19 protein-coding genes are annotated in these 19,735 nt (G+C 64.6%); 12 read left to right on the forward strand and 7 right to left on the reverse strand.

The window, feature by feature from the left end; genetic code table 11:
* The first annotated feature begins 49 nt into the window (after nt 1-49).
* The 4 genes from O6X71_RS05070 to O6X71_RS05085 all read left to right on the forward strand — a co-directional run bounded on the left by O6X71_RS05070 (nt 50) and on the right by O6X71_RS05085 (nt 2,613).
* Nucleotides 50-784, forward strand: coding sequence for an SDR family NAD(P)-dependent oxidoreductase (locus O6X71_RS05070; RefSeq protein ID WP_353464756.1), 735 nt, complete (start codon nt 50-52; stop codon nt 782-784).
* A gap of 63 nt (nt 785-847) precedes the next feature.
* Entirely contained in the window at nt 848-1,615 is a 768-nt protein-coding gene (locus tag O6X71_RS05075; protein WP_353464757.1) for an SDR family NAD(P)-dependent oxidoreductase, read from the forward strand.
* 26 nt (nt 1,616-1,641) lie between these two features.
* Nucleotides 1,642-2,241: an NADPH-dependent F420 reductase gene (locus O6X71_RS05080; protein ID WP_353464758.1), complete on the forward strand. Its 600-nt coding sequence runs from the start codon at nt 1,642-1,644 to the stop codon at nt 2,239-2,241.
* Nucleotides 2,242-2,271: 30 nt separating this feature from the next.
* Nucleotides 2,272-2,613 (forward strand): nuclear transport factor 2 family protein, encoded by a 342-nt coding sequence (locus O6X71_RS05085; protein WP_353464759.1) that lies wholly within the window; start codon nt 2,272-2,274, stop codon nt 2,611-2,613.
* 2 nt (nt 2,614-2,615) lie between these two features.
* Here O6X71_RS05085 and O6X71_RS05090 read toward each other — a convergent pair whose 3' ends face one another.
* Entirely contained in the window at nt 2,616-2,843 is a 228-nt protein-coding gene (locus tag O6X71_RS05090) for a hypothetical protein (RefSeq protein ID WP_353464760.1), read from the reverse strand.
* A gap of 197 nt (nt 2,844-3,040) precedes the next feature.
* Nucleotides 3,041-3,715: an outer membrane protein gene (locus O6X71_RS05095; protein ID WP_353464761.1), complete on the reverse strand. Its 675-nt coding sequence runs from the start codon at nt 3,713-3,715 to the stop codon at nt 3,041-3,043.
* 176 nt (nt 3,716-3,891) lie between these two features.
* Between O6X71_RS05095 and O6X71_RS05100 the strand changes: the two genes are divergently transcribed.
* From O6X71_RS05100 to O6X71_RS05115, 4 genes are all read left to right on the forward strand, one after another.
* Nucleotides 3,892-4,587 carry a response regulator gene (locus O6X71_RS05100; protein WP_353464762.1) on the forward strand — a complete coding sequence of 232 codons (696 nt, stop codon included), beginning with the start codon at nt 3,892-3,894 and terminating at the stop codon, nt 4,585-4,587.
* On the forward strand, nt 4,572-5,717 hold the full coding sequence (locus tag O6X71_RS05105; RefSeq protein ID WP_353464763.1) for a sensor histidine kinase: 1,146 nt from the start codon (nt 4,572-4,574) through the stop codon (nt 5,715-5,717). Before O6X71_RS05100 ends, O6X71_RS05105 begins: the two co-directional genes overlap by 16 nt.
* A gap of 145 nt (nt 5,718-5,862) precedes the next feature.
* Complete coding sequence (locus O6X71_RS05110) at nt 5,863-6,291, forward strand: DUF2147 domain-containing protein (protein WP_353464764.1); 429 nt, start codon at nt 5,863-5,865, stop codon at nt 6,289-6,291.
* Between the two features lie 24 nt (nt 6,292-6,315).
* Entirely contained in the window at nt 6,316-7,140 is an 825-nt protein-coding gene (locus O6X71_RS05115; RefSeq protein WP_353464765.1) for a TauD/TfdA dioxygenase family protein, read from the forward strand.
* A gap of 189 nt (nt 7,141-7,329) precedes the next feature.
* Here the strand turns inward: O6X71_RS05115 and O6X71_RS05120 are convergent, their stop codons facing one another.
* The 5 genes from O6X71_RS05120 to O6X71_RS05140 form a co-directional block, all read right to left on the reverse strand.
* On the reverse strand, nt 7,330-8,961 hold the full coding sequence (locus O6X71_RS05120; RefSeq protein WP_353464766.1) for an FAD-dependent oxidoreductase: 1,632 nt from the start codon (nt 8,959-8,961) through the stop codon (nt 7,330-7,332).
* Between the two features lie 11 nt (nt 8,962-8,972).
* The gene (locus O6X71_RS05125) at nt 8,973-11,954 is read right to left on the reverse strand and encodes a TonB-dependent receptor (RefSeq protein ID WP_353464767.1); all 2,982 of its coding nucleotides are present in this window, start codon (nt 11,952-11,954) and stop codon (nt 8,973-8,975) included.
* Nucleotides 11,955-12,029: 75 nt separating this feature from the next.
* Nucleotides 12,030-12,974, reverse strand: a complete 945-nt coding sequence (locus tag O6X71_RS05130) for a FecR domain-containing protein (RefSeq protein WP_353464768.1) — start codon at nt 12,972-12,974, stop codon at nt 12,030-12,032.
* Nucleotides 12,958-13,512, reverse strand: coding sequence for an RNA polymerase sigma factor (locus tag O6X71_RS05135; RefSeq protein WP_353464769.1), 555 nt, complete (start codon nt 13,510-13,512; stop codon nt 12,958-12,960). Before O6X71_RS05135 ends, O6X71_RS05130 begins: the two co-directional genes overlap by 17 nt.
* Nucleotides 13,513-13,667: 155 nt before the next feature.
* Nucleotides 13,668-15,827 carry a TonB-dependent receptor domain-containing protein gene (locus tag O6X71_RS05140; protein ID WP_353464770.1) on the reverse strand — a complete coding sequence of 720 codons (2,160 nt, stop codon included), beginning with the start codon at nt 15,825-15,827 and terminating at the stop codon, nt 13,668-13,670.
* Nucleotides 15,828-15,916: 89 nt separating this feature from the next.
* On the opposite strand from O6X71_RS05140, the gene O6X71_RS05145 reads away from it, so the two are divergent.
* From O6X71_RS05145 to O6X71_RS05160, 4 genes are all read left to right on the forward strand, one after another.
* Entirely contained in the window at nt 15,917-16,711 is a 795-nt protein-coding gene (locus O6X71_RS05145; RefSeq protein ID WP_353464771.1) for a response regulator transcription factor, read from the forward strand.
* Nucleotides 16,711-18,024 (forward strand): ATP-binding protein, encoded by a 1,314-nt coding sequence (locus tag O6X71_RS05150; RefSeq protein WP_353464772.1) that lies wholly within the window; start codon nt 16,711-16,713, stop codon nt 18,022-18,024. Before O6X71_RS05145 ends, O6X71_RS05150 begins: the two co-directional genes overlap by 1 nt.
* 296 nt (nt 18,025-18,320) lie before the next feature.
* Entirely contained in the window at nt 18,321-18,539 is a 219-nt protein-coding gene (locus O6X71_RS05155) for a hypothetical protein (protein WP_353464773.1), read from the forward strand.
* A 119-nt stretch (nt 18,540-18,658) separates the two neighbouring features.
* Nucleotides 18,659-19,693: a potassium channel family protein gene (locus O6X71_RS05160; RefSeq protein WP_353464774.1), complete on the forward strand. Its 1,035-nt coding sequence runs from the start codon at nt 18,659-18,661 to the stop codon at nt 19,691-19,693.
* Nucleotides 19,694-19,735: the final 42 nt, after the last annotated feature.

Raw genomic sequence — 19,735 nt, forward strand, 5'->3', positions numbered from 1 at the left:
AACATCCCCGGACGGCCGGACACCCGGTCGGCGAACAAGGATGCACGACATGACCAGATTAGAAGGAAAGACCGCCGTGATCACTGGCGGCGCGACTGGTATCGGCCTCGCCTCGGCGAAGCGGTTCATCGAGGAAGGCGCTTTCGTCTTCATCTATGGGCGGCGACAGGATGCGCTCGATGCCGCGGTGGCAGAACTCGGGTCGAATGCCCGCGCGGTGAAAGGCTCGGTCTGCGACGAGTCCGACCTCGACCGGCTCTACGCCGCGGTGAAGGCCGAGCGCGGAACGCTCGACATCGTCTTTGCCAATGCAGGCGCGGGAATTCCGCTCCCACTCGGCCAGATCACCGCAGAACACATCGACGAGACCTTCGACACCAACGTGAAGGGGACGATCTTTACCGTCCAGAAGGCGCTCCCGCTGATGCGCGAGGGCGGTTCGATCATCCTGACCGGATCGAGCGCGGGCACCACGGGCGCACCGGGGTTCACCGCCTACAGCGCCAGCAAGGCGGCCGTGCGCAACCTCGCGCGGAGCTGGGCGGAGGACCTCAAGGGTACCGGCATCCGCGTGAACGTCCTGTCCCCCGGGGCGACGGCGACCGAACTCGCCAAGGCCGCGCTCGGCGAGGAGGGCCAGAAGGCCTACGGCGCGATGACCCCGCTCCTGCGCATGGCCGATCCGGCCGAGATCGCGGCGGCCGCGGTCTTTCTCGCATCGTCGGACAGCAGCTTCATGACCGCCAGCGAACTCGCCGTCGACGGTGGCCTCGCACAGCTCTGACGCGTCCCACCCGCCGATCGCTCGCATGATCGGCACCTGCACCCAAGTACGAAGGAACATCCTGTGGACCATCCTCTCAAGGGAAAAACCGCGCTCGTTACCGGGGCATCGCGTGGCATCGGCCGCGCGATCGCCGAGCGCCTCGCACGCGACGGTGCGACGGTCGCGCTGACCTACAACGCCAGCAAATCCGGCGCGGACGAAGCGGTCGCGGCCATCGAGAAAGCTGGTGGCACTGCGTTCGCGATCCAGGCGGACTTGGTGGACCCGGCAACCGTGCCCGTCTTGTTCGACACGCTCGACCACGAGTTCACCCAGCGGAATGGCAGCAAGACACTCGACATCCTGGTCAACAACGCGGGCAATGCCGGCTGGATCGGTTTCAAGGACGCGACGCCCGCCAGTTGGGACACGCTGATGGCGGTCTACCTGCGCGCGCCGCTCTTCATCGTCCAGGCCGCGATGGATCGCCTCGCCGATGGCGGGCGGATCATCAACATCTCGTCCGCCGCCGCGACGAAGCCGGTAACGACGGCGCCGATCTACTCGATGGCCAAGGCCGCGATCAACACCCTGACGCATGCGCTCGCGTCCGAACTGGGGCCGCGCGGGATCACCGCGAACGCGGTCGCGCCAGGCTTCACGCGGACCGACGCGAACGCGGCCTTCCGGGAGAACCCGGCACTCGTGAAGGCGGTCGAGGCCGACATCGCGCTCGGGCGCTTTGGCGAGCCTTCGGAAATCGCCGCCGTCGTGGCGTTCCTGGCATCCGACGACGGCCACTGGGTGACCGGCCAGACGATCGAAGCAAGCGGCGGCTACAAGCTGTGACCGCCCGAAATCACAAGGAGACTATCATGACCTACGCAATCATCGGTTTCGGCGAGATCGGCCAGACCCTCGCCAAGACGTTCGCCCGCAAGGGGATCGCGGTATCCGTCGCGACGACGCGCGATCCGGAAAGCTTTGCAGCGACTGCAGTAGCGATCGGTCCCGGCATCACGCCCACGACGCTCGCCGAGGCGGTCGAGGCGGACGTCATCTTCCTCGCCGTCCGTTTCCAATCGCACCCCGATGTCGCGAAGGTGCTGCCGGACTGGCAGGGCAAGATCATCGTCGACGTGACCAATGCGTACGGTGTGTCCGCGGAGGACATGGGCGGACGGCCCTCGGCCAAAATCGTCGCGGACGCCTTCGCCGGCGGCAGGGTGGTCAAGGGCTTCAACCATCTGGTCGCCGCCGTGCTCGACCAGGATCCGGCCGTACAGGGTGGCAGGCGCGTCGTGTTCCTGTCGAGCGACGACGACGATGCTGCAGCACAGGTCGGTGCGCTGGCGGAAGATCTCGGCTTCGCGCCGATCCAGCTCGGCGGGCTTTCGGAAGGTGGGCTGCTCGTTCAGGCGCACGACAAGAGCTGGGGCCGGCTGATCTTCAAGGACCTGGTCAGGTTCGGCTGACGGGCGCTGTCTGAAATAGGAGAGAATGCCATGGGCGCCGAAAAGAACGTCCAGACCGTGAAGGACTTCTTCGCCGCGATCGGACGCGGCGACAAGAAGGGCCTGCTGGCACTGGTCGCCGAGGATATCGAGTGGATCATCCCGGGCAAGGACTGGCCGCTGGCCGGCACCTACCGGGGACATGCCGGATTGTCGGATCTGCTCGAGAGCGCAGCCAGATCGATCGAAACGTCTGCGGAACCGGGGGAGTTCGTGGCGCAGGGCGACCAGGTCCTTGCGCCATCGGCAATGAGCGAGACGAACGCCGCGTATGGACGCTGGGACGCTGGGACGCTGGGACGCAGGGACGCAGGGACGGACGTCATGTCGTGATCTCACGCGGTGCGGGCGACTAGGGGCGAGACGAACGCAATCACGACGATACTGGCGATGAGCATGAACATCGTCGCGATCAGGTTATCGTCGAACAACGCGGCCAACCACTGCTCCGTCACGATGGCTACGGCACCGAACCCCAGAATTAAAACCGCCGCCGCTAGCTGCCGGCGGTGACCGCGCCGCGTCGATCGGAGTTCCGTCGCGCCTATTGACCGGCGCTTCACTGTGTCACCTGTTTGAACGATGGCCGACGACCTTCGATAGGCTCACTGTTCGGCAAGCTTGCGCCGTTTTCGTCTATGCCGATGGCGAGCGGGAGCGGGAGCGGGATCAGCATCTGCTGCCTCCTTCAGTTCGGAAAATCACTCGATAAGTCGCCTGGCTCGCATTCGAAGGCGAACCAGGCGAGACCCACCTGCCCTCAGAAGATGTGGCGCACGCCGATCGTGCCGGACAGCGTGCGCAGCTTGGGTTCATAGCGGGTGGCGGCACCGGCATCCTGGCCGTCGAACGCGAGCTTGCTGGTCTGCGAATACCTGCCGCCGACCTCGATCGTGGTCTTGGGTGCTACGTTGATGCCGATGCCCGCGTCGCCGTGCCACGTCATGCCCCAGTCCTTGCCCGCATAGCTGCTGCTCAGGCCGTTCGCGCCGGTCCGGGACAGGTTTGCGTCGACCCGCGACGCGCCGATGCCGCCACCGAGATAGGGCACGAATACGGCATGGAGCGGGATGTCGACATAGCCCGACACGCTGACGTTGTACGACCGGGTGCGACCCGACGCCGGCAGATTGTCCGTACCGAGGTCCTTCAGGTTGAGGCTGTTGCCGTTATAGCCGATCGTCTGTTCGACGCGGAACATCCCGAAGTCGTAACCGCCGCCGATCTCGCCGGTCAGCCCGGTCTTGTACTTGGTCTTGTCGTCGAACTGCGACGGCAGCGAGTCGACGTCGAACTTCTGCTCGGAATTGACCGAGGCACCGGCGCGCGCCACCGCATAGATGCCGCGCGCGGGTTCGTCCTGCGCCTGCGCGACGGACGAAAGCGACGCAGCCGCACCAAGAGCGATCAGGCTGGCGAAAACGAAACGAGTCATGGGATAGGGCCTTTCGAGTGGTTCCCGCCTCGGGCTGGCGGGGTCGAAAAGGCTGATGGCGGACGGCGATGAAGACGCGTCGTGGGTATGATGGACGAACGATGGAGCGCCGCCTCCATCGTTCGTCCACACTTCGCGGCAAAGCCCTGACAATCGAATGAGCCGAGGAACACCGCGTGACCGACCGTATCCTGATCGTCGAGGACGAACGCGAGATCGCCGAGCTGCTCGCGGCCTATGTCGAGCGCGCCGGCTTCGAGGTGGTGAAGGCGGGCACCGTACAGGACGCGATCCGCGCGCATGCCCAGTCGAACCCGGTGCTGATGCTGCTCGACATCGGCCTGCCGGGTGGCGACGGGCTCGACGTGCTGACGACGATTCGCCGCCGCGCCGACACGCCGGTCATCATGATCACCGCGCACGACGACGAAGTGACCAAGCTGTCGTCGCTGCGGATCGGCGCGGATGATTACGTGGTGAAGCCGTTCAACCCGTCGGAGGTCGTCGAGCGCATCCGTGCGGTACTGCGTCGGGCTCAGGGCGCGACCAACCGGCGGACGCTGTCGGTCGGCACGTTGTTGATCGAACTCGACGCGCGCGTCGTCAGCTGCCGCAACGCCGAGGGTGACGAGCCCGCCCGCGTCCCGCTGACCCCAAGCGAGTTCGAGATCCTTGCGCACATGGCACGCCAGCCGCGCCGCGCCTTCTCGCGCGCGGAACTGCTCGAGGCGGCGTCGCCCGACAGCGACGCTTATGATCGCGTCGTCGACAGCCACCTGTCGAAACTGCGCCAGAAGCTGGCGGCGGCGGGCTGCATCGACATGATCGAACCGGTGCGCGGAATGGGATATCGCCTGTGGCCCGCTTCCTGAACCGCATCGTAACGCGGATGGTCGTACTCGCCGCGGCGACGACGATCATCACGATGTTGCTCGGCATGGTCGCCTATGTCGCCGCCGTCCATTACCGGTTGAGCGTCACCACGCATCACATGCCACCCAAGGCACGCGAACAACTGGAGCTGCTGGTGCGAACGCATCAGGAGGGCAGCGATCGCTATTTCGACCTGTTCGATCGCTATGGCGCGAAGGCCCCCGCGCTCACCGACCTGGGCTTCGTCGCGACGATCGCGCTGGTCTCGATCCTGGTCGGCGGCGGGGTGGCGATGGTCTTCGCGCGCCGGATCAGCCGACCGATCACCGCCGTCGCGAACGCCGCCGCGCGCGTCTCCGCCGGAGACCGGTCGGTGCGGGTGGAGCGCGGCAGCACCTCGGGCGAAACCGGCGAACTGATCGAGAGCTTCAACCGGATGGCGGCAGACATCGACGCCTACGAACGCGAACGCACCGTCCTGACCGCGGGCATCGCGCACGAACTGCGCACCCCGCTGACGATCCTGAAGGGGCGACTGCACGGGCTGGCCGACGGCGTGATCGATCCCGCGACCGGCGAGGCCGACCGACTGCTCCGCCAGGTCGAGCACCTCTCGCATCTGGTGGAGGACCTGCGAACGCTCGCGCATGCCGATGCGGGCGAACTCGATCTCGACCGGCGCCCGGTCGATCTGGCGGTGTTGCTGGGACTGGCGGTCGGCGATCTCCGAGGATCGGCGAGCGAGCGCAGCGTCACGATCGTCGAGTCGTACGAGACGGCAATGGCGCACGGCGATCCGGTCCGGTTGATGCAGGTGATGACCAACATCCTCACCAACGCGATCAAGCACGCGCCCGATCGCAGCCGGATCGACGTCGCCGTCTTCACCGCGTCCGGCCACGCGATCGTCAGCGTGACCGATGAGGGCGACGGTTTCGCGATCGACGACGAGGCCCGCATGTTCATGCCGTTCTGGCGCGCCGGCAGCGACAGGCTGGCCGGTCGCCCCGGCAGCGGCGTCGGCCTGACGCTCGCCGCGAAGATCACCGAGGCGCATGGCGGGCGTATCATGGCGAAGAACCGTGTCGACCGGTCCGGCGCCTGCTTCTCGGTATGGCTACCCCTCTGACCTGACTCGTTCGCGGTTTCGACATCGTCGCTCCATCGCGCCTCCATCACCCGCTGCTTTGTACGGACCGCCGGGATCGTCCCGGTCGACAAACGGCGCGCCTCGTCTTGGCTAGTCTGGGCGGCCGCGCTTGGGAGATAGAATGATGGTGATATTCCGTAAGCTTGGCGCAGGCACGCTCGCGGCGCTCCTGATCGGCTCGGCATCGGGCGCGATCGCTGCGACGCCGGTGACCGGCACCTGGATCACCGACGAGGGCAAGGCGCTGGTCCGGATCGAGCCGTGCGGCCCGGCGGTCTGCGGCAGGATCGTCAAGATCCTCAAACACGAACCCGGCAAGCCGACCACCGACATCGCCAACCCCGACCCGTCGAAACGGCATAACCCGATCGAAGGCAGCTTCATCCTGACCGGGTTCACCGACGCGGGATCGGTCTGGAAGGGCAAGATCTACAATCCAGACAGCGGCAAGACCTACGCGGCGAAGCTCTCCCGCAACCCCGACGGCACGTTAAAGGTCGAGGGATGCGTCGCATTCCTATGCCGTGGACCGACGTGGCAGCCCGCCCGCTGACCCCCCGCATCGCAGGAGCATGACATGACGACGCTACGCACCGAGATCGTGAAGGACGCCATCGCCAGCCGGGTCCTCAACGACAAGACCGACCTACTTGCGGGTCATCTCGCCAAGGATATCCGCGCGCTGCTTCAAGCCCGCGGCGTGCTGATTTTCCCCAAGATTCATTTTACCGAAGCCGAACAAATCGCGTTCACCCGGACGCTCGGAATGCCCGCGTCGGAAGGCAGCGATGGCAAGACCACCGCAAAGATTTCGCTGGATGCGAAGCAGAACCCGGCGACGGCGGAGTTCCTGAAGGGCTCACTCTACTGGCATATCGACGGCACCAACAGCGACGTGCCGATCCTCGCTTCGCTCCTGTCGTGCGTCGTCCCGGCACCGAGCGGCGGCAATACCGGCTTCTGCAATACCTATGCGGCCTATGACGCCCTGCCCGCTAGCCGACAGGCGGAGTACGACCCTCTGCGCGTCGTCCATGCACCTTGGGCATCGCTGTTCTACTACCGCCCCGAACCCAGCCTCGACATGCTGATGGCGATGCAGGCGCTTGGCGAGAAGGAGTTGCCCCTGGTCTGGATACACGCCTCGGAACGCAAGTCGCTGATCCTGGGCTGCACCGCCCGCAACGTGGTCGGGCTGGACCCGAAGGACAGCACCGCGCTACTCGTCGGCTTGCGCGAATGGGCGACGCGCGACGAGTTCAGTTACAGCCATGCCTGGAAGACTGGTGACCTCGTCATGTGGGACAACACCGGAACGATGCACCGGGCCGAACCTTATGACCCCGCATGCGGCCGCCTGATGCTTCGGACCAAGCTCGAGGGTGACGAGCCATTTGCCTGATATCATGTGTCGAATTCTGTCGATAGTTCATCTCGATATTGCCGGTCAGGCGAAAGGGCGCAGCGGTCGTTCCACGTACTCAAAAGATGAGGGTGTTTGGCAGCACCGCCACTCAGGCGCGGCTTCCGTGCGACTGCTCGCGTCGAAACCTGTCAGGACTTCACGAACCGATATCCAATGATGAAGATATCAATTTTCAAGGTGCAACACCTGCCCTTCATCAGCAAGCCGGGCGCGTAGCTGAGCATAGGGCACATCCTGCACCGCTAGCTTGCCTCGGATGGCGAGATCTGCGGCGGCGGCGGCGGATTGGCCTAGGATCATGAAGACGGGCTCCATGCGGATCGTGCCATAGGCGATGTGCGAGGCTGAGAGCGCGACCGGTACGAGCAGGTTCGTCGCCTGCCCGCGCCTGGGTACGATCGCGTCGTAGCCGATCGGATAGGCCTGCTTGACCGGCACCTCGATATTGCCCTCGTTGCGCGCGAAACCGCGTGCGTCGACGATGCGCTGCACGTTATGCGAATCCATCTGGTACGATCCCATGCCGATCGGTCGAGGCGTGGACTTGAGGCCGCGCACGTGCGGCTCGGCCATCACGAAGTCCGACACCATCCGTCGCGCCTCGCGGACGTACATCTCGCGCGGCCAGCCGCCGTTGGCGACGAACTCGTCCCTGCACAGTCCCCAACTGGACATCGTCGTGCGCGTGTCTTCGGGAACGCCCGGATCGTTCGCCATGAACCAGAGCAGGCCCTGCTGGTAGCGCATGTGCTCCTGCGCGATCGCGGCGCGTTCGGCGTCATTGCCCTCGGGATAGCCGTAATTCATGCCGATATCGTCCATCGAGAACGCACCGAAATTGTTCACGTCGGCCTTGCCGTTTGGAATGCGGTCGAACTTCCCGAAGAAATCGCGATACCCCGCATCCATGTAGCGCTTGAGCAGCGCATACTGGCCCGGATCATAGCCCGTCGGCTTGGGCAGAGTGATGCGATTGCCCGGCACGTCGGTCAGGCATAGCCGATAGGTATACGCCTGGATCTTCCTATCCGCGCTGCCGTCGGGCGCGGTGTTCGCGGCACTGATCCTCGGCAACAGCCCGCTCTTCGGATCGCCCGCCACGCGGTAGGGATCGATATCGAGCATGAACTGATGGCTCTCCGCATTCTTCGCCTGCACGCCGTTGAGCGTTTCGCCGTACGTCGCATTCGCCTCCCGCCCGGTCGTGAACGAGACGCCGGCGCCGGCCATTAGGTCGCCTTCGTAGCTGGCGTCGATAACGACGTGCCCGGCGAAGCGCTGCCCGCCGATCGAGCGAAACGCGACGATCCGCCCGTCGCGCAAGTCGACGCCGCGGGTCCGATCGAGCGGCTGGTTGCGAACGACGGTCACCCCTTCGGTGCGAACCCAGTCCTCCAGGATGCGTTCGGCGACCTTCGGTTCGAACTGCCACATCGCCTCGTTATCGACGAAGTTCTCGCCGCGCGCCGGGCGCGGCGCCTGTACCCACGCTGCGGGATCGTCGTAATGATGCTTCACCCGCCGGTAGAATTCGAGCGCCAGTCCGCCGATCGCGCGGTGGTTGCCGGTATCCGACCAGCTCAGACCGTTGGTCGTCATCCCGCCGAGGTGACCGTCGCGACAGACCAGAGTGACGGACCGTCCCAGCCGGCGTGCCTCGATCGCGGCGATCACCCCGCCGGCAGTACAACCATAGATAACGATATCGACTATTTGGGGATCGATGGGCTTTGCGGACTGTACCGGAAGCGTCGCGCCGAGCAGGAGAGCGATCGTTGCGAGGAAGCGGATACGCATGGGGCTCATCCTCAAAACGTTGCCGCGACGCCGAAGAACACACGGCGGTCCTCGCGCGCCGAATAGAACAGGCGTTGCGGCGTCTGCAGATATTGCCGATCGACCTCGCGCGTCAGGTTGATCCCTTCGATCGTCAGCCTGACGGTCTTGGTCAAATTGACCTGCCCGGACATGTCGAGCTGCCCCCGTGCCGCGGCGTAGGGGCTGCCCCCAGAATTCGCGCCACCCTGGCCGATCAGATACTTGCTGCGCCGGATATAGGCGACCCGCAGCATGAACGTCTTGTCCTCGTAGAACCCGATCAGATTGTAGCTGTTCTTCGAAAGCCCGGGCAGTGGCAGCGCGGTCTTCGTCGCTTCGTCGATCAGCGGCGTCTTGCTGTCGACATAGGTATAATTGGCCTGGACACCGAGATTGTCGAACGGAGCCGGGAGAAACCGCAGCGACTGTTGAAACGCGACCTCGAACCCCTTGATCTTGCCCGAGGACCCGTTGATCGGCTGGGTGATCTGGAACAGTCCGTAAGGTTGCCCGGTGCTCGGCTCGATCTGGTCGGAGAGTCCGCCGATGAACTCGCTCTGCGTGACGTTGATCGTGAAAGAGTCGACGTTCTTGTAGAAGCCGGCAACCGTCAGCGCGCTGGACGGCGCGAAATACCATTCGAGCGTCGCGTCATATTGCGTCGCCTCGAACGGACGCAGCGTCGGATTGCCGCGCGATCCGGTACGCGAGACCAGCAAGGGTACGAAGCTGACCCCGACATCGTTCAGATTGGGCCGCGCCACCACCTTGGCCGCTGCCAACCGAAAAATCAGGTTGTTGCGCAGGTCGAGCGACGCGTTGGCGCTCGGCAACCAATAGTCGAACCGAGATTTCGCCAGCGTCGGCTGCGTGTCCGAAAGGTACCCGGACGATATCCGTTCGAACGTGATGTAGCGCACGCCCGCATTGCCGGCGAGCGGCAGGCCACCGATCGTCCCGGCGACATTGGCCCTTGCGTAGAAGGCGAGCGTGTCCTGTTCGACGTCCTTGATCGATACCCGCCCGAACGGAATGGCGTTGGCGCGCGGCACCGGCAGCCCGAAGGCATCGCGTGCGACATTCTTGTCGACCGTGCCGCCCAGGATATCGCGCGGAAAATCTCCGCCCACCCCGGGGAAGAAGCTGCCCTGCCTGTCGTTATAGTCGAGCCCCGGGAGTTCATCGACGGTGATGATCCCGTCGCCATTGCGATCGTGTTTACCGACCAGGCTCGCGGCGGAAGGCAGGCTTTGCGGGGTCTCCGAATAGAATTGGATCTTCTCGTAGCGACTGCCGACCTGGATCGATTGCAACGGCCCCCACCTGGACAGGATCGTGAAATCGACGCGTCCGTCATACCCGGTGTTGTTGGTGACGTTGTCGCCGTCGAACACCGACGCCAGCTGATATTGCGCGGGATCGTTGACGTCGAAGTTCGACGTCAACGCGAGGTTCGGGACCGCATTCCCCTTGCTGAAATCGATCGCGGCGCTGGCGACCCGTCCCGCGCGTGGCACGACGACATAGGTGAACGACGCCCCCGGCCCGCCATCGGTGCCGCGTCCCTTGCTGTAGGACGCATCCGCGCTGACCTTGACGATATCGCCGTCGTACTTCGTCGAGGCGCCGAGATTGGTCGATCGGAATTCGGTCGGTTCGTCGTAGACGAGCGGCCGGACGATGACGTTGTTGAACGTCCCGCTGACGATCGTGCCATCCTTGTCCGCGACCGCGCCGACATCGTTGTCGTTGAGCAGCACCTGATAGTTCGCGCTCTGCCGCTCGCGCTTCAGCCGCGAATAGGTGCCGTCGAGCACGATCTCCCATTTGTCGGCGGGACGATACTGGATCGAACTGTTGAGCGTCAGCCGCTGCTCCGCGCGGTCGAAGATCCGCGCCATGAAGCGGTTCGGCCGGAACAGGCCGGGATCGTTCACCCCGTCGCCATTGCCGTCGATATTGTTGGTCCGCGACCAGCCGCCGGAGTCGAATGAATAGCCGCGCGTGTGCGTGTTCGAATAGGCCGCACTCGCGAGCACCCCCAGCGTATCGCTGAAATTCTTCGAGACCAGCGCGGAGCCGCGATAGCCCAGATGATCCGCCTGATCGGTATAGGCCCCCTGCAGCCGACCGCTCACGACCAGATCGGCGAGATCGAGCGGGCGCTTGGTCTTGAGATTGACCGTCGCGCCCAGCGCCCCCTCCGGCATGTCGGCGGTCGGCGACTTCGAGACGACGATACTCGATATGATCTCCGGACTGATCGATTCGAGCGACGCGTTGCCGCCCGCGCCCGGCCCCAGCAGCGTACGACCGTTGATCTCCAGCCGGTTCTGAGAAATGCCGCGCACGGTGAAGGTCGATCCGTCGCCCTCGCGCCGCGTGATCTGCACGCCGCTGATCCGGCTCATCGATTCCGCGACGTTCTGGTCGGGCAGCTTGCCGATGTCCTGTGCGGTGATGACGTCGACGATATTGCTCGCCGCGCGCTTGACGTTGATCGACTCCTGCAACGAGGCGCGGATGCCGGTGACGACGATGTCCTGCTCCGTGGTGGGAGAGACGACCGCGGGCTCCTGCTGCGGCGGCGCCGCGATCTCATTCACGGGCGCGGCGATCTGCTGCGCCACGACGGGCATGAGGGCGATCCGGGACGCGACAGGTTGGCGTCGCTTGAGCGTGATCGCCCCGCCGGTCTTTACCGGAACCAGATTCGTACCGGCGAGAAGCATCTTCAACGCGGCGGACACGTCCATGGCGCCCTGCACGCGATTGGTCGTGACACCGGCGGCGACCGGCGTGGAAACGAGGATCTGGATGCCCGCCTGATGCGCGAACAACAGGATGCCCGAGCTTGCGGGTTGCGCAGGGACGTCGAAGCGGCGCGTCTGCGCGCTTGCCTCGACGCTGGTGGCAGAACAACAAATTGCTGCGGCGCTTGCGCCGAACAGCCACGACCGTACGATTCTCATCCCGGCATCCCCCTAATATGGAGGCGCCTGTTTCCGGCGCTCTCCACCATAAGAGCCTGACACCGGCGGTTTCCGTCAGTGCGTCGGCAGTTTGGTCCGATCGATCCGAATTTCGTCGGGCGAAACGGTCACCGCGACGCCGAGCGAGGCGGCCAGCGTCGCCGCGAAATCCTCCGGCTTGTCGATCTGGAAAAGCCCGATCAGCCGTTCGTGGGCAAGTGTCGGATCGACGACCACCAGTTGCTGCCGATTATACCGGTTGAACTGCTCGACCGCATGACCCAGCGTATCGTTCTCGAGCGATATTTCGCCGTTCCGCCACGCCAGCGCGCGCGTGATCTGCACCGGCGCGGTCCCCACTTCGGGCGATACGCCGCCGGCATGGAAACTGGCATATTGCCCCGCCTGCAGGATCGTCAGCGCGCCGCTCTCCCCGCTTGGCCAGACGGCGACGACGCCCTCCGTTACCGTCACCTGCACGCCGCTTTCGCTGCGATCGACCGAAAAGGCGGTGCCGACCGCCCGCACCTGCGCGATGCCGGCGTCGACGATAAAGGGACGCTTGCGATCCTTGGCGACCTGGAACCAGGCCTGTCCGCGACCGAGCACGACCCGGCGGCTGTTGCTCACGAACGCGACACGCAGATCGCTGTCGGTGTTGATCGTCGCCACCGACCCATCGACCAGTGGCAGACGTCGAATCTCCCCGCGTCCGGTCGCGACGTGCTCGCTCGTGACGCTCGACCAGCCGATCAGCCCGATCGCGGCCGCTGCGATCGCGCCGCCCATGCCGATGAGCATCCGGCGCCGTGCCGGGCGTGCTTCGAACGCATCGGCGATCTCGTCCGGCGCAGGCGCCAGCGCAGTATCGAGCGCGCTCAGCGCGGCCATCGCCCGCAACAGCATCCCCGCATGACGGGGGTCGCTGGCCAGCCACGCCTCGAGCTCGTGCTGCCGGCCGGGGTCCAGCGGATGGCGCAGCGCCCAGGCCGCTGCGGTCTGTTCAGCGCGATCGGACACGCGTCTCTCCGTTGGGCAGGAGGAAATCATTTTCCGCGGGCGGGTCTGTCAGCGTCTTCAGGATCGCGCGCAGGCTCCGGCTGGCCTCGTTCTCGACGATGGTCTCCGAGATGCCGAGCGTGTGAGCGATATGCTTCTGGCTGAGCCCGTCGACCCGGCGCATCACGAAGATACGTTGCGCGCGCGCCGACAGCTTGGCCAGCGCGGCCCGAACGCGCGCGAGTTCGTGCCGGGCCGCCACCGCGCGCTCGGGCGACGGCAGATCGCTTTCGAGCGTTTCCGCCAGTGCATCGGACATCGATTCAATTCGGACAACGCGCGTCCGTTTACGTTGCGTGTTGAGCAGGTTGCGCGCCATCACGAAGACATAGGCGCGGGGCGAGGTGATGTGCGAGACATCGGAAAGCTGCGCGAGCCGGCAGTAACATTCCTGCACGATGTCCTCCATGTCCTCCGAAACGACCAGCCGACGGCGCAGCCAAACGCGAAGGTCGCGTTCATGCGGCAGGATCTCGCGTCCCACCCATTCGGCCAGCACCTCGCGTTTCGTCGCCCGTCTCCTCTCCCTATACCATGAGCTTCGACGACTCCGTTTCCGTCACCGGAGCGGTCATTCGCGAAGACGTTACCGTCGCCAACATCTACCATTCGTTCAGCGCGCGTCACTTTTCTAAAAATGCCGCAACGCAGTAGTCAGAAGTCGACCGTTGCAGACAGCCATAAGCGGCGGCCTTCCTGCGGGTTGGCGTATTCCCCCGCGTACACCGTCGTCGCGCCGCTGCGATACGGCAGGTGATCGACGAAGTTCTTGTCGAACAGATTGAACAGCGTCGCACTCAGCTTGAACTTCTCCGTCACCTTTAGCGCGCCGCCGAGACTGAACAACGCATAGCCCTTGAAGCTGCCGAGCGCAGTCTGCGCCGCGCCGACACCGCGATAGCGATCCGAGCGGATTTCGGAGCGCAGCCACGTGCTGACCTTGTCGGCCGGGCGCCAGCGCAGATTGCCGTTGATCATGTGCTTGGGTGTATTGACGAGTGGCTGGCCGCGCTCGGTACCGCTCTTCTGCTCGCTTTCGGTGTAGGTGTAGTTCAGACCCAGCGACAACCGCCGGGTAAATTCGAACCGTGCGGCGACCTCGCCACCGCGCGTCACCGCCTCGTCGATGTTGATCGACTGACCGAACAGATCGACATTCGGGAACGCGCCGACATCGAGACAGCCGGGCCGATCGGGATTGCCGACGAAACGGCAGTTGAACGCGCCAGGCCCGCCGGCGATCTTGTCCTTGAACTCGTTGTTGAACACCGTGACGTTGCCGCTGAAGAAGCCGTCATTGTCGAAATAGATGCCCGCCTCGTAGCTGGTACTCGTCTCGGGCTTGAGGCCGGGGCTGCCGATCAGCGGGATCGTCCCCTGCCCGCCAAAGCCGGTGATGCCTTCCGCGATCTGTTCGAGCCGCGGCGTCTTGAAGCCCCGGCTGACGCCGCCCTTCGCGGTCAGTGCAGAACTCGCATTCCATACCAGATAGGCGCGCGGCGAGAGCTTGCCGCCGAACGTCGAGTGATCATCATAGCGCGCGCCCAGCGTCAGCCTCAACGTCTCGGCGATCTTGAGCTCGTTCTCGACGAAGCCGGCCCATTGCTGGAACTTGTATGGTTCGGGGGCGACGGCATCGATCATTTTGGCGTCCCAATATTGTCCGCCGACCGTGAAGGTGAACGGTCCGGTCGAGCCGATGAACCGCGAGTCGACGATGCTGTTGGTCGCCTCCAACGTGCGCGGCGACCCCGCCACCACGCCCGGCGTACCCGGTGGCACGGTACGGCCGATCGTCTCGGTCGTGTTGCGCGTCAGCGTCGTCTCGAGCGTGCCGAAGCCCGCGCGCCACGTGTGTGCGGCAACGTAATTGTCGCGATTGAAACGCTGCATAGGCCCATAGCCGCCCGCGACCGTTGCGGTGCCAAGCTGCCCCGCCGAGTTGTCGTAGGTCTGCTCGGAGCGATCATATTCGATCCACAGATCGTGGTCGGGGCTCGGCGTGACGCTGATCCGCCCACCATAGGTATAGATGTCGGCCTTGACCGGGCTGGGCCCGCGCGTCGACAGCGGCACCAGTGCGCCAGCGACATTCTCGTACTTCAGCGCCGACGCATCGCGGTGATACAGGCTGCCGCGTACCGACAGGCCGATCAGGTCGCGTACGACCGGTCCCTGCGCATAGCCATTGAGCGACTGGATATTGCCGAAATCACCATTGCCCTGAACGGTGCTTTCGGCACCGACTGTGCCGAGCCAGTGCGTGCCCACCTTTCGGGTGATCAGGTTGACCACGCCGCCCATCGCGTCGGAGCCGTACAGCGTCGACATCGGCCCCCGGACCACCTCGATCCGTTCGATCGCGGAGAATGGCGGCAGGAACCCGGACGAGGTTTCGCCGAAGCCGTTCGGGGTGACACTACCCGGTGCGTTCTGGCGGCGGCCGTCGAGCAGCACCAGCGTATAGTCCGCCGGCATGCCGCGGATCGAGATGGTCAGCCCCCCTGTCTTGCCCTGCGTTTGCCCGACATCGACGCCCTCGACATCCCCGAGCGCCTCGGCGAGGCTGCCGAAGCGCTTCTCCTGAAGTTCAGCGCGACTGATCACGCTGATCGAGGCGGGTGCGTTGACGATCTTCTGTTTGAACCCGGCGGCGGTGACGACGATATCGTCGGCGGTGCCCTCGACCTCGGCGGTGGCGGACGTCGATTGCGCCCGCGCCTGCCCGTAAACGGGCTGGCTCAGCACCAGCGACACCATCATGTACGCGGCGCTGCCCGCCAGCCGCGCGCGGCTCTCGCGAAAATACCCCATTGAAACCCCCGATTAATATTGCGAATGATTAGCAATCTCTGGGGCGCGATTGGTTGGTGTCGCCGGAATGGTCAATTCGGAAACCGCGCATGGACGTCGACTGCAACGCTTCGTTACAATCCGCACCTGTTGCGGGGATCGCTGCTGCGTCGCCATTCGCCGACCGCGACACGCCGCCGCATATCGTCGTGGTCGAGGACGATCCGGCACTCCGGGCGCTCTTGTCCCGAATACTGCGGGAATGCGGGTACGACGTGACCGGCGCGGCAGACGGGATCGAATTGCAGCGAGCGATGATAGAGCGACCGATCGACCTTATCCTGCTCGACATCATGCTGTCCGGTCCCAGCGGGCTCGAACTCTGCCAGACGATCCGCGAGCGTAGCCGCGTGCCGATCATCATGGTCAGCGCACGCGGTGAAGAGGGAGACCGCGTCGCCGGCCTCGACAACGGTGCCGACGATTATATCGCCAAGCCGTTCGGACGCGCCGAATTGCTGGCTCGTGTGCGTGCTGCCCTGCGCCGCGCCAGTGACACGCATGTACCGCTCGACATCCCCGTGCCAGACCGGTTCGACTTTGCGGACTGGAACTATCATGCGCGTCGCCGCGAACTGATCTCGCCACGCGGCGCAGAGGTCGAGCTTACCGCCGCCGAACACGAACTGCTGGTCACGTTCCTGCGCAACCCGCAGCGAACGATCGGACGCGAGCGCCTGCTGGAGATGTCGCGCAGCCGGATCGGCCATCCGAGCGACCGGAGCATCGACGTCATGATCAGTCGTCTGCGGGCCAAGCTGGGCGATGGACGACGCGCACAACCGATCATCCGCACGATTCGGGGCGTCGGCTACATGTTCGCGCCCGATGTGACCTCGTCCTGATGACGATCCGCCCGCGCGGGATGGTCGGCCGGATTTCGCTGGTGCTGTTGCTGGCGCTGTTGCTCGAACTGCTGGGGAACGTCGCGCTCGATCGCTGGGCGCAACAGGAATATGTGACCGCCGCCGATACGCAGCGGTTGGCCGAAAAGCTCGCCGACGCCGACAGCATCGCCAGCGGCGCACCGACCACGCAACGCGCCCGATTGATGGCCACGCTTTCCGCGCCCGGCATGACGCTGAACTGGGTGCCCCACACGGTGATCACCGACTTTTCGGATCCGCGCGAGCATCTGAGCGCGATGAAGCAGCGACTGATCAACGCAGCACCCGCGTTGGAACGGCGTCCGCTGCGGCTCAGCATCCTGCCGTCCGAATTGGCGGGACGGCGCGATCTGGTCGGGGCAATGCGCCTCGCCGATGGCTCGTTCGTCACCTTCCGCGTCAGTCCCTACATCGCGTCGGCGCCCGGGCTGGGCATCACGACGGCGGCGCATCTGGCGCTGACCGGACTGGTGCTGCTGATCGCGCTGCTGATGATCCGCGCGTTGATCCGGCCGCTTGGCGATCTTGCCGATGCCGCCGACGCTACGCGCCCCGGAAAGCCTGCTACCGTCCGAATCCAGGGGCCCGCCGAAGTACGCCGGGTCGCGACGGCCTTCACGGCGATGCAGTCCCGCCTGTTGCACATGGTCGAGGATCATACGCAGTCGCTGATCGCGGTATCGCACGATCTGCGAACGCCGATCCAGCGACTCCGGCTACGGACGGCGTTGCTCGACGATACCGATCCCCGCGACGCGATGACCGACGACCTGATCGAGATGGAGCGCATCATCGAGTCGACGCTCGCCTATATCCGTTACGATCGGCAGGAAGCCGCACGCCTCGTCGATATCGCGGCGATCGTTGCGACCGCGGTCGACAACGCCGCCGATGCCGGTGCCACGATATCCTTCCACGGCTGCGACGAATTGCTCGCGACGACGCGGCCGACCATGCTTCGCCGTATCTTGGCCAACCTGATTGATAACGCCACGCGGCATGCCACCCGGATCGAAGTCACGCTCGCGCTCGACGGACCGAACTACGTGATCGCCGTGGACGACGATGGCGCCGGTATCCCGCCGCATCGTCGTGCCGAGGCTGTGCTGCCGTTCCGCCGCCTCGAAAACGCCCATGGCTGCACAAGTGGCGGCGCCGGTCTCGGCCTCGCAACCAGCAGTAAAGCGGCATCTGCACTCGGCGGTACCCTCTTCCTTCACGATGGACGACTGGGCGGCTTACTCGCCAGGGTGACGCTACCCATGAGATGACGACAGATCGCGCGATACAATGGAACCGTCTTGCGCCGGTGCGCGGCCCCATAGTCGGCGATTGGAACTTCTTTCTCTTCTCCCCAACTTCGGACACGCATTCATGGAGAAGACACCGGACATGCTGCGTTGGCGATCCAACTATGGACGCTCACCAATCTCGCTCGTAGGCCGATTTCGGCGGCTTAACTCGCCACGCGTCCAGATGAAGCGAGGCGTCGAGCGCACCCTAGGGTGCAGCGGCCTGTTATAGCCCACGTGGCAATTCGACCATCAGACATACACTGGAAAATGACATGCGATTTGTTCAGATCGAGATACTGCCGCAAGGCAAGGCGCTGGTGGATATCGACAAGCTGACCCATGCAGTACCCGAAGGTAATGGATCACGCCTGTTCATTGGAGCGCAGCACTTAGACGTTCCCCATTCATTGGCTGAACTCGAGAACGTCCTGGCTGGTCGCGAGCGCTCCGACGATGGCGCAAACAGCACCGCGGGCTTCGGCGTCCGGTAGGCCGACACGACGTCGGACGCTCATACACGTTTGACCTGTCAGCCCTGGGTGCGAACTCACGATGCCTAAACTTGGCCGGCAGCCCTTCCGGTCGATCGGAACCATGCGTAGACCAAGCCATGATCCGTCCGCATCGACGCAGCTTTACCCTGAGACGTCGCGGCAGAACGCCGGTTTGGCTCCGGCTGCTATGGCGGGTGGGGCTTGCCGGCGCGCTCATAGCTATCGCGCTATCCGGTCATTGGTTCGACCGGGATGGCCTGCGCGACAACATCGACGGCGCCATCAGCTTCCTCGATGTGCTCTATTTCACGATGATCACGGTCACTACCGTCGGATATGGCGACATCGTACCGGTGACGACGCAGGCGCGCATGTTCGACACGTTCGTCGTCACACCGGTCAGGCTATTCGTATGGATCATCTTTCTGGGGACGGCGTATGACTTCCTGCTCAAAAATGTTTGGGACAAGTGGCGCATGACCATCATCCAGCGTCATCTTCACGGTCATGTCGTCGTCGCCGGGTATGGCACCAGTGGCGCCGAAGCAGTCGACGAGCTCGTCAGGCGTGGTGCGGATCCCGAGACGATCGTGGTGATCGACGATCGGACTGTCGCGCTGGACGCTGCTGAAGCGCGGGGCACGACCGTGATGCAAGGCGATGCGACCCGCAATGCGGCGCTGGAAGCAGCACAACTCGCGCGTGCGCGTGCGCTGATCGTCGCGGCCGGGCGGGACGACACATCGATCCTCATCGTCCTGACTGCGCGGGGACTGGCGCCGCACGTGCCGATAAGTGTCGTCATAAAGTCGCATGACAACGAAGCGATTGCGCGGCAGGCCGGGGCCGACACCGTGATCAACCCGGCAAGTCTGGCCGGTGTCCTGTTGGCGGGATCGACCCACGGCGCCCATATCGCATCGTATCTGGCGGACCTCGCCGCGGCCGACGGACAGGTCGTTTTGCACGAACGGACGGTGACCTCGACAGAGGTGGGCATCCCATTGTCGGAGATCCGTACCGGTCTCGGCCACCGTATCTACCGGGGCGACCGAAGCTTCGGGTTTTGGGAGGCAGAAACGCAGCGGCTCGAACCGGGCGACCTCATCGTCGAGGCCGTGCGGCGGGTTCAGGCCGAAACCGCCGATTGAGCAACCGCTTGCCGATATGGTCAGTGCTGGCAGGATCTGGCG

Source organism: Sphingomonas faeni, assembly GCF_040407505.1.
GTDB lineage: Bacteria > Pseudomonadota > Alphaproteobacteria > Sphingomonadales > Sphingomonadaceae > Sphingomonas > Sphingomonas faeni_E.

What these genes read in the sequence shown, in the direction of transcription:
- O6X71_RS05110 (WP_353464764.1), top strand. Translation starts at nt 5,863, where the DNA reads ATGGTGATATTCCGTAAGCTTGGCGCAGGCACGCTCGCGGCGCTCCTG.
- O6X71_RS05160 (WP_353464774.1), top strand. Translation starts at nt 18,659, where the DNA reads ATGATCCGTCCGCATCGACGCAGCTTTACCCTGAGACGTCGCGGCAGA.
- O6X71_RS05120 (WP_353464766.1), bottom strand. Translation starts at nt 8,961, where the DNA reads ATGCGTATCCGCTTCCTCGCAACGATCGCTCTCCTGCTCGGCGCGACG.
- O6X71_RS05145 (WP_353464771.1), top strand. Translation starts at nt 15,917, where the DNA reads ATGGACGTCGACTGCAACGCTTCGTTACAATCCGCACCTGTTGCGGGG.
- O6X71_RS05125 (WP_353464767.1), bottom strand. Translation starts at nt 11,954, where the DNA reads ATGAGAATCGTACGGTCGTGGCTGTTCGGCGCAAGCGCCGCAGCAATT.
- O6X71_RS05150 (WP_353464772.1), top strand. Translation starts at nt 16,711, where the DNA reads ATGACGATCCGCCCGCGCGGGATGGTCGGCCGGATTTCGCTGGTGCTG.
- O6X71_RS05115 (WP_353464765.1), top strand. Translation starts at nt 6,316, where the DNA reads ATGACGACGCTACGCACCGAGATCGTGAAGGACGCCATCGCCAGCCGG.
- O6X71_RS05140 (WP_353464770.1), bottom strand. Translation starts at nt 15,827, where the DNA reads ATGGGGTATTTTCGCGAGAGCCGCGCGCGGCTGGCGGGCAGCGCCGCG.
- O6X71_RS05095 (WP_353464761.1), bottom strand. Translation starts at nt 3,715, where the DNA reads ATGACTCGTTTCGTTTTCGCCAGCCTGATCGCTCTTGGTGCGGCTGCG.
- O6X71_RS05080 (WP_353464758.1), top strand. Translation starts at nt 1,642, where the DNA reads ATGACCTACGCAATCATCGGTTTCGGCGAGATCGGCCAGACCCTCGCC.
- O6X71_RS05070 (WP_353464756.1), top strand. Translation starts at nt 50, where the DNA reads ATGACCAGATTAGAAGGAAAGACCGCCGTGATCACTGGCGGCGCGACT.
- O6X71_RS05155 (WP_353464773.1), top strand. Translation starts at nt 18,321, where the DNA reads ATGCGATTTGTTCAGATCGAGATACTGCCGCAAGGCAAGGCGCTGGTG.
- O6X71_RS05085 (WP_353464759.1), top strand. Translation starts at nt 2,272, where the DNA reads ATGGGCGCCGAAAAGAACGTCCAGACCGTGAAGGACTTCTTCGCCGCG.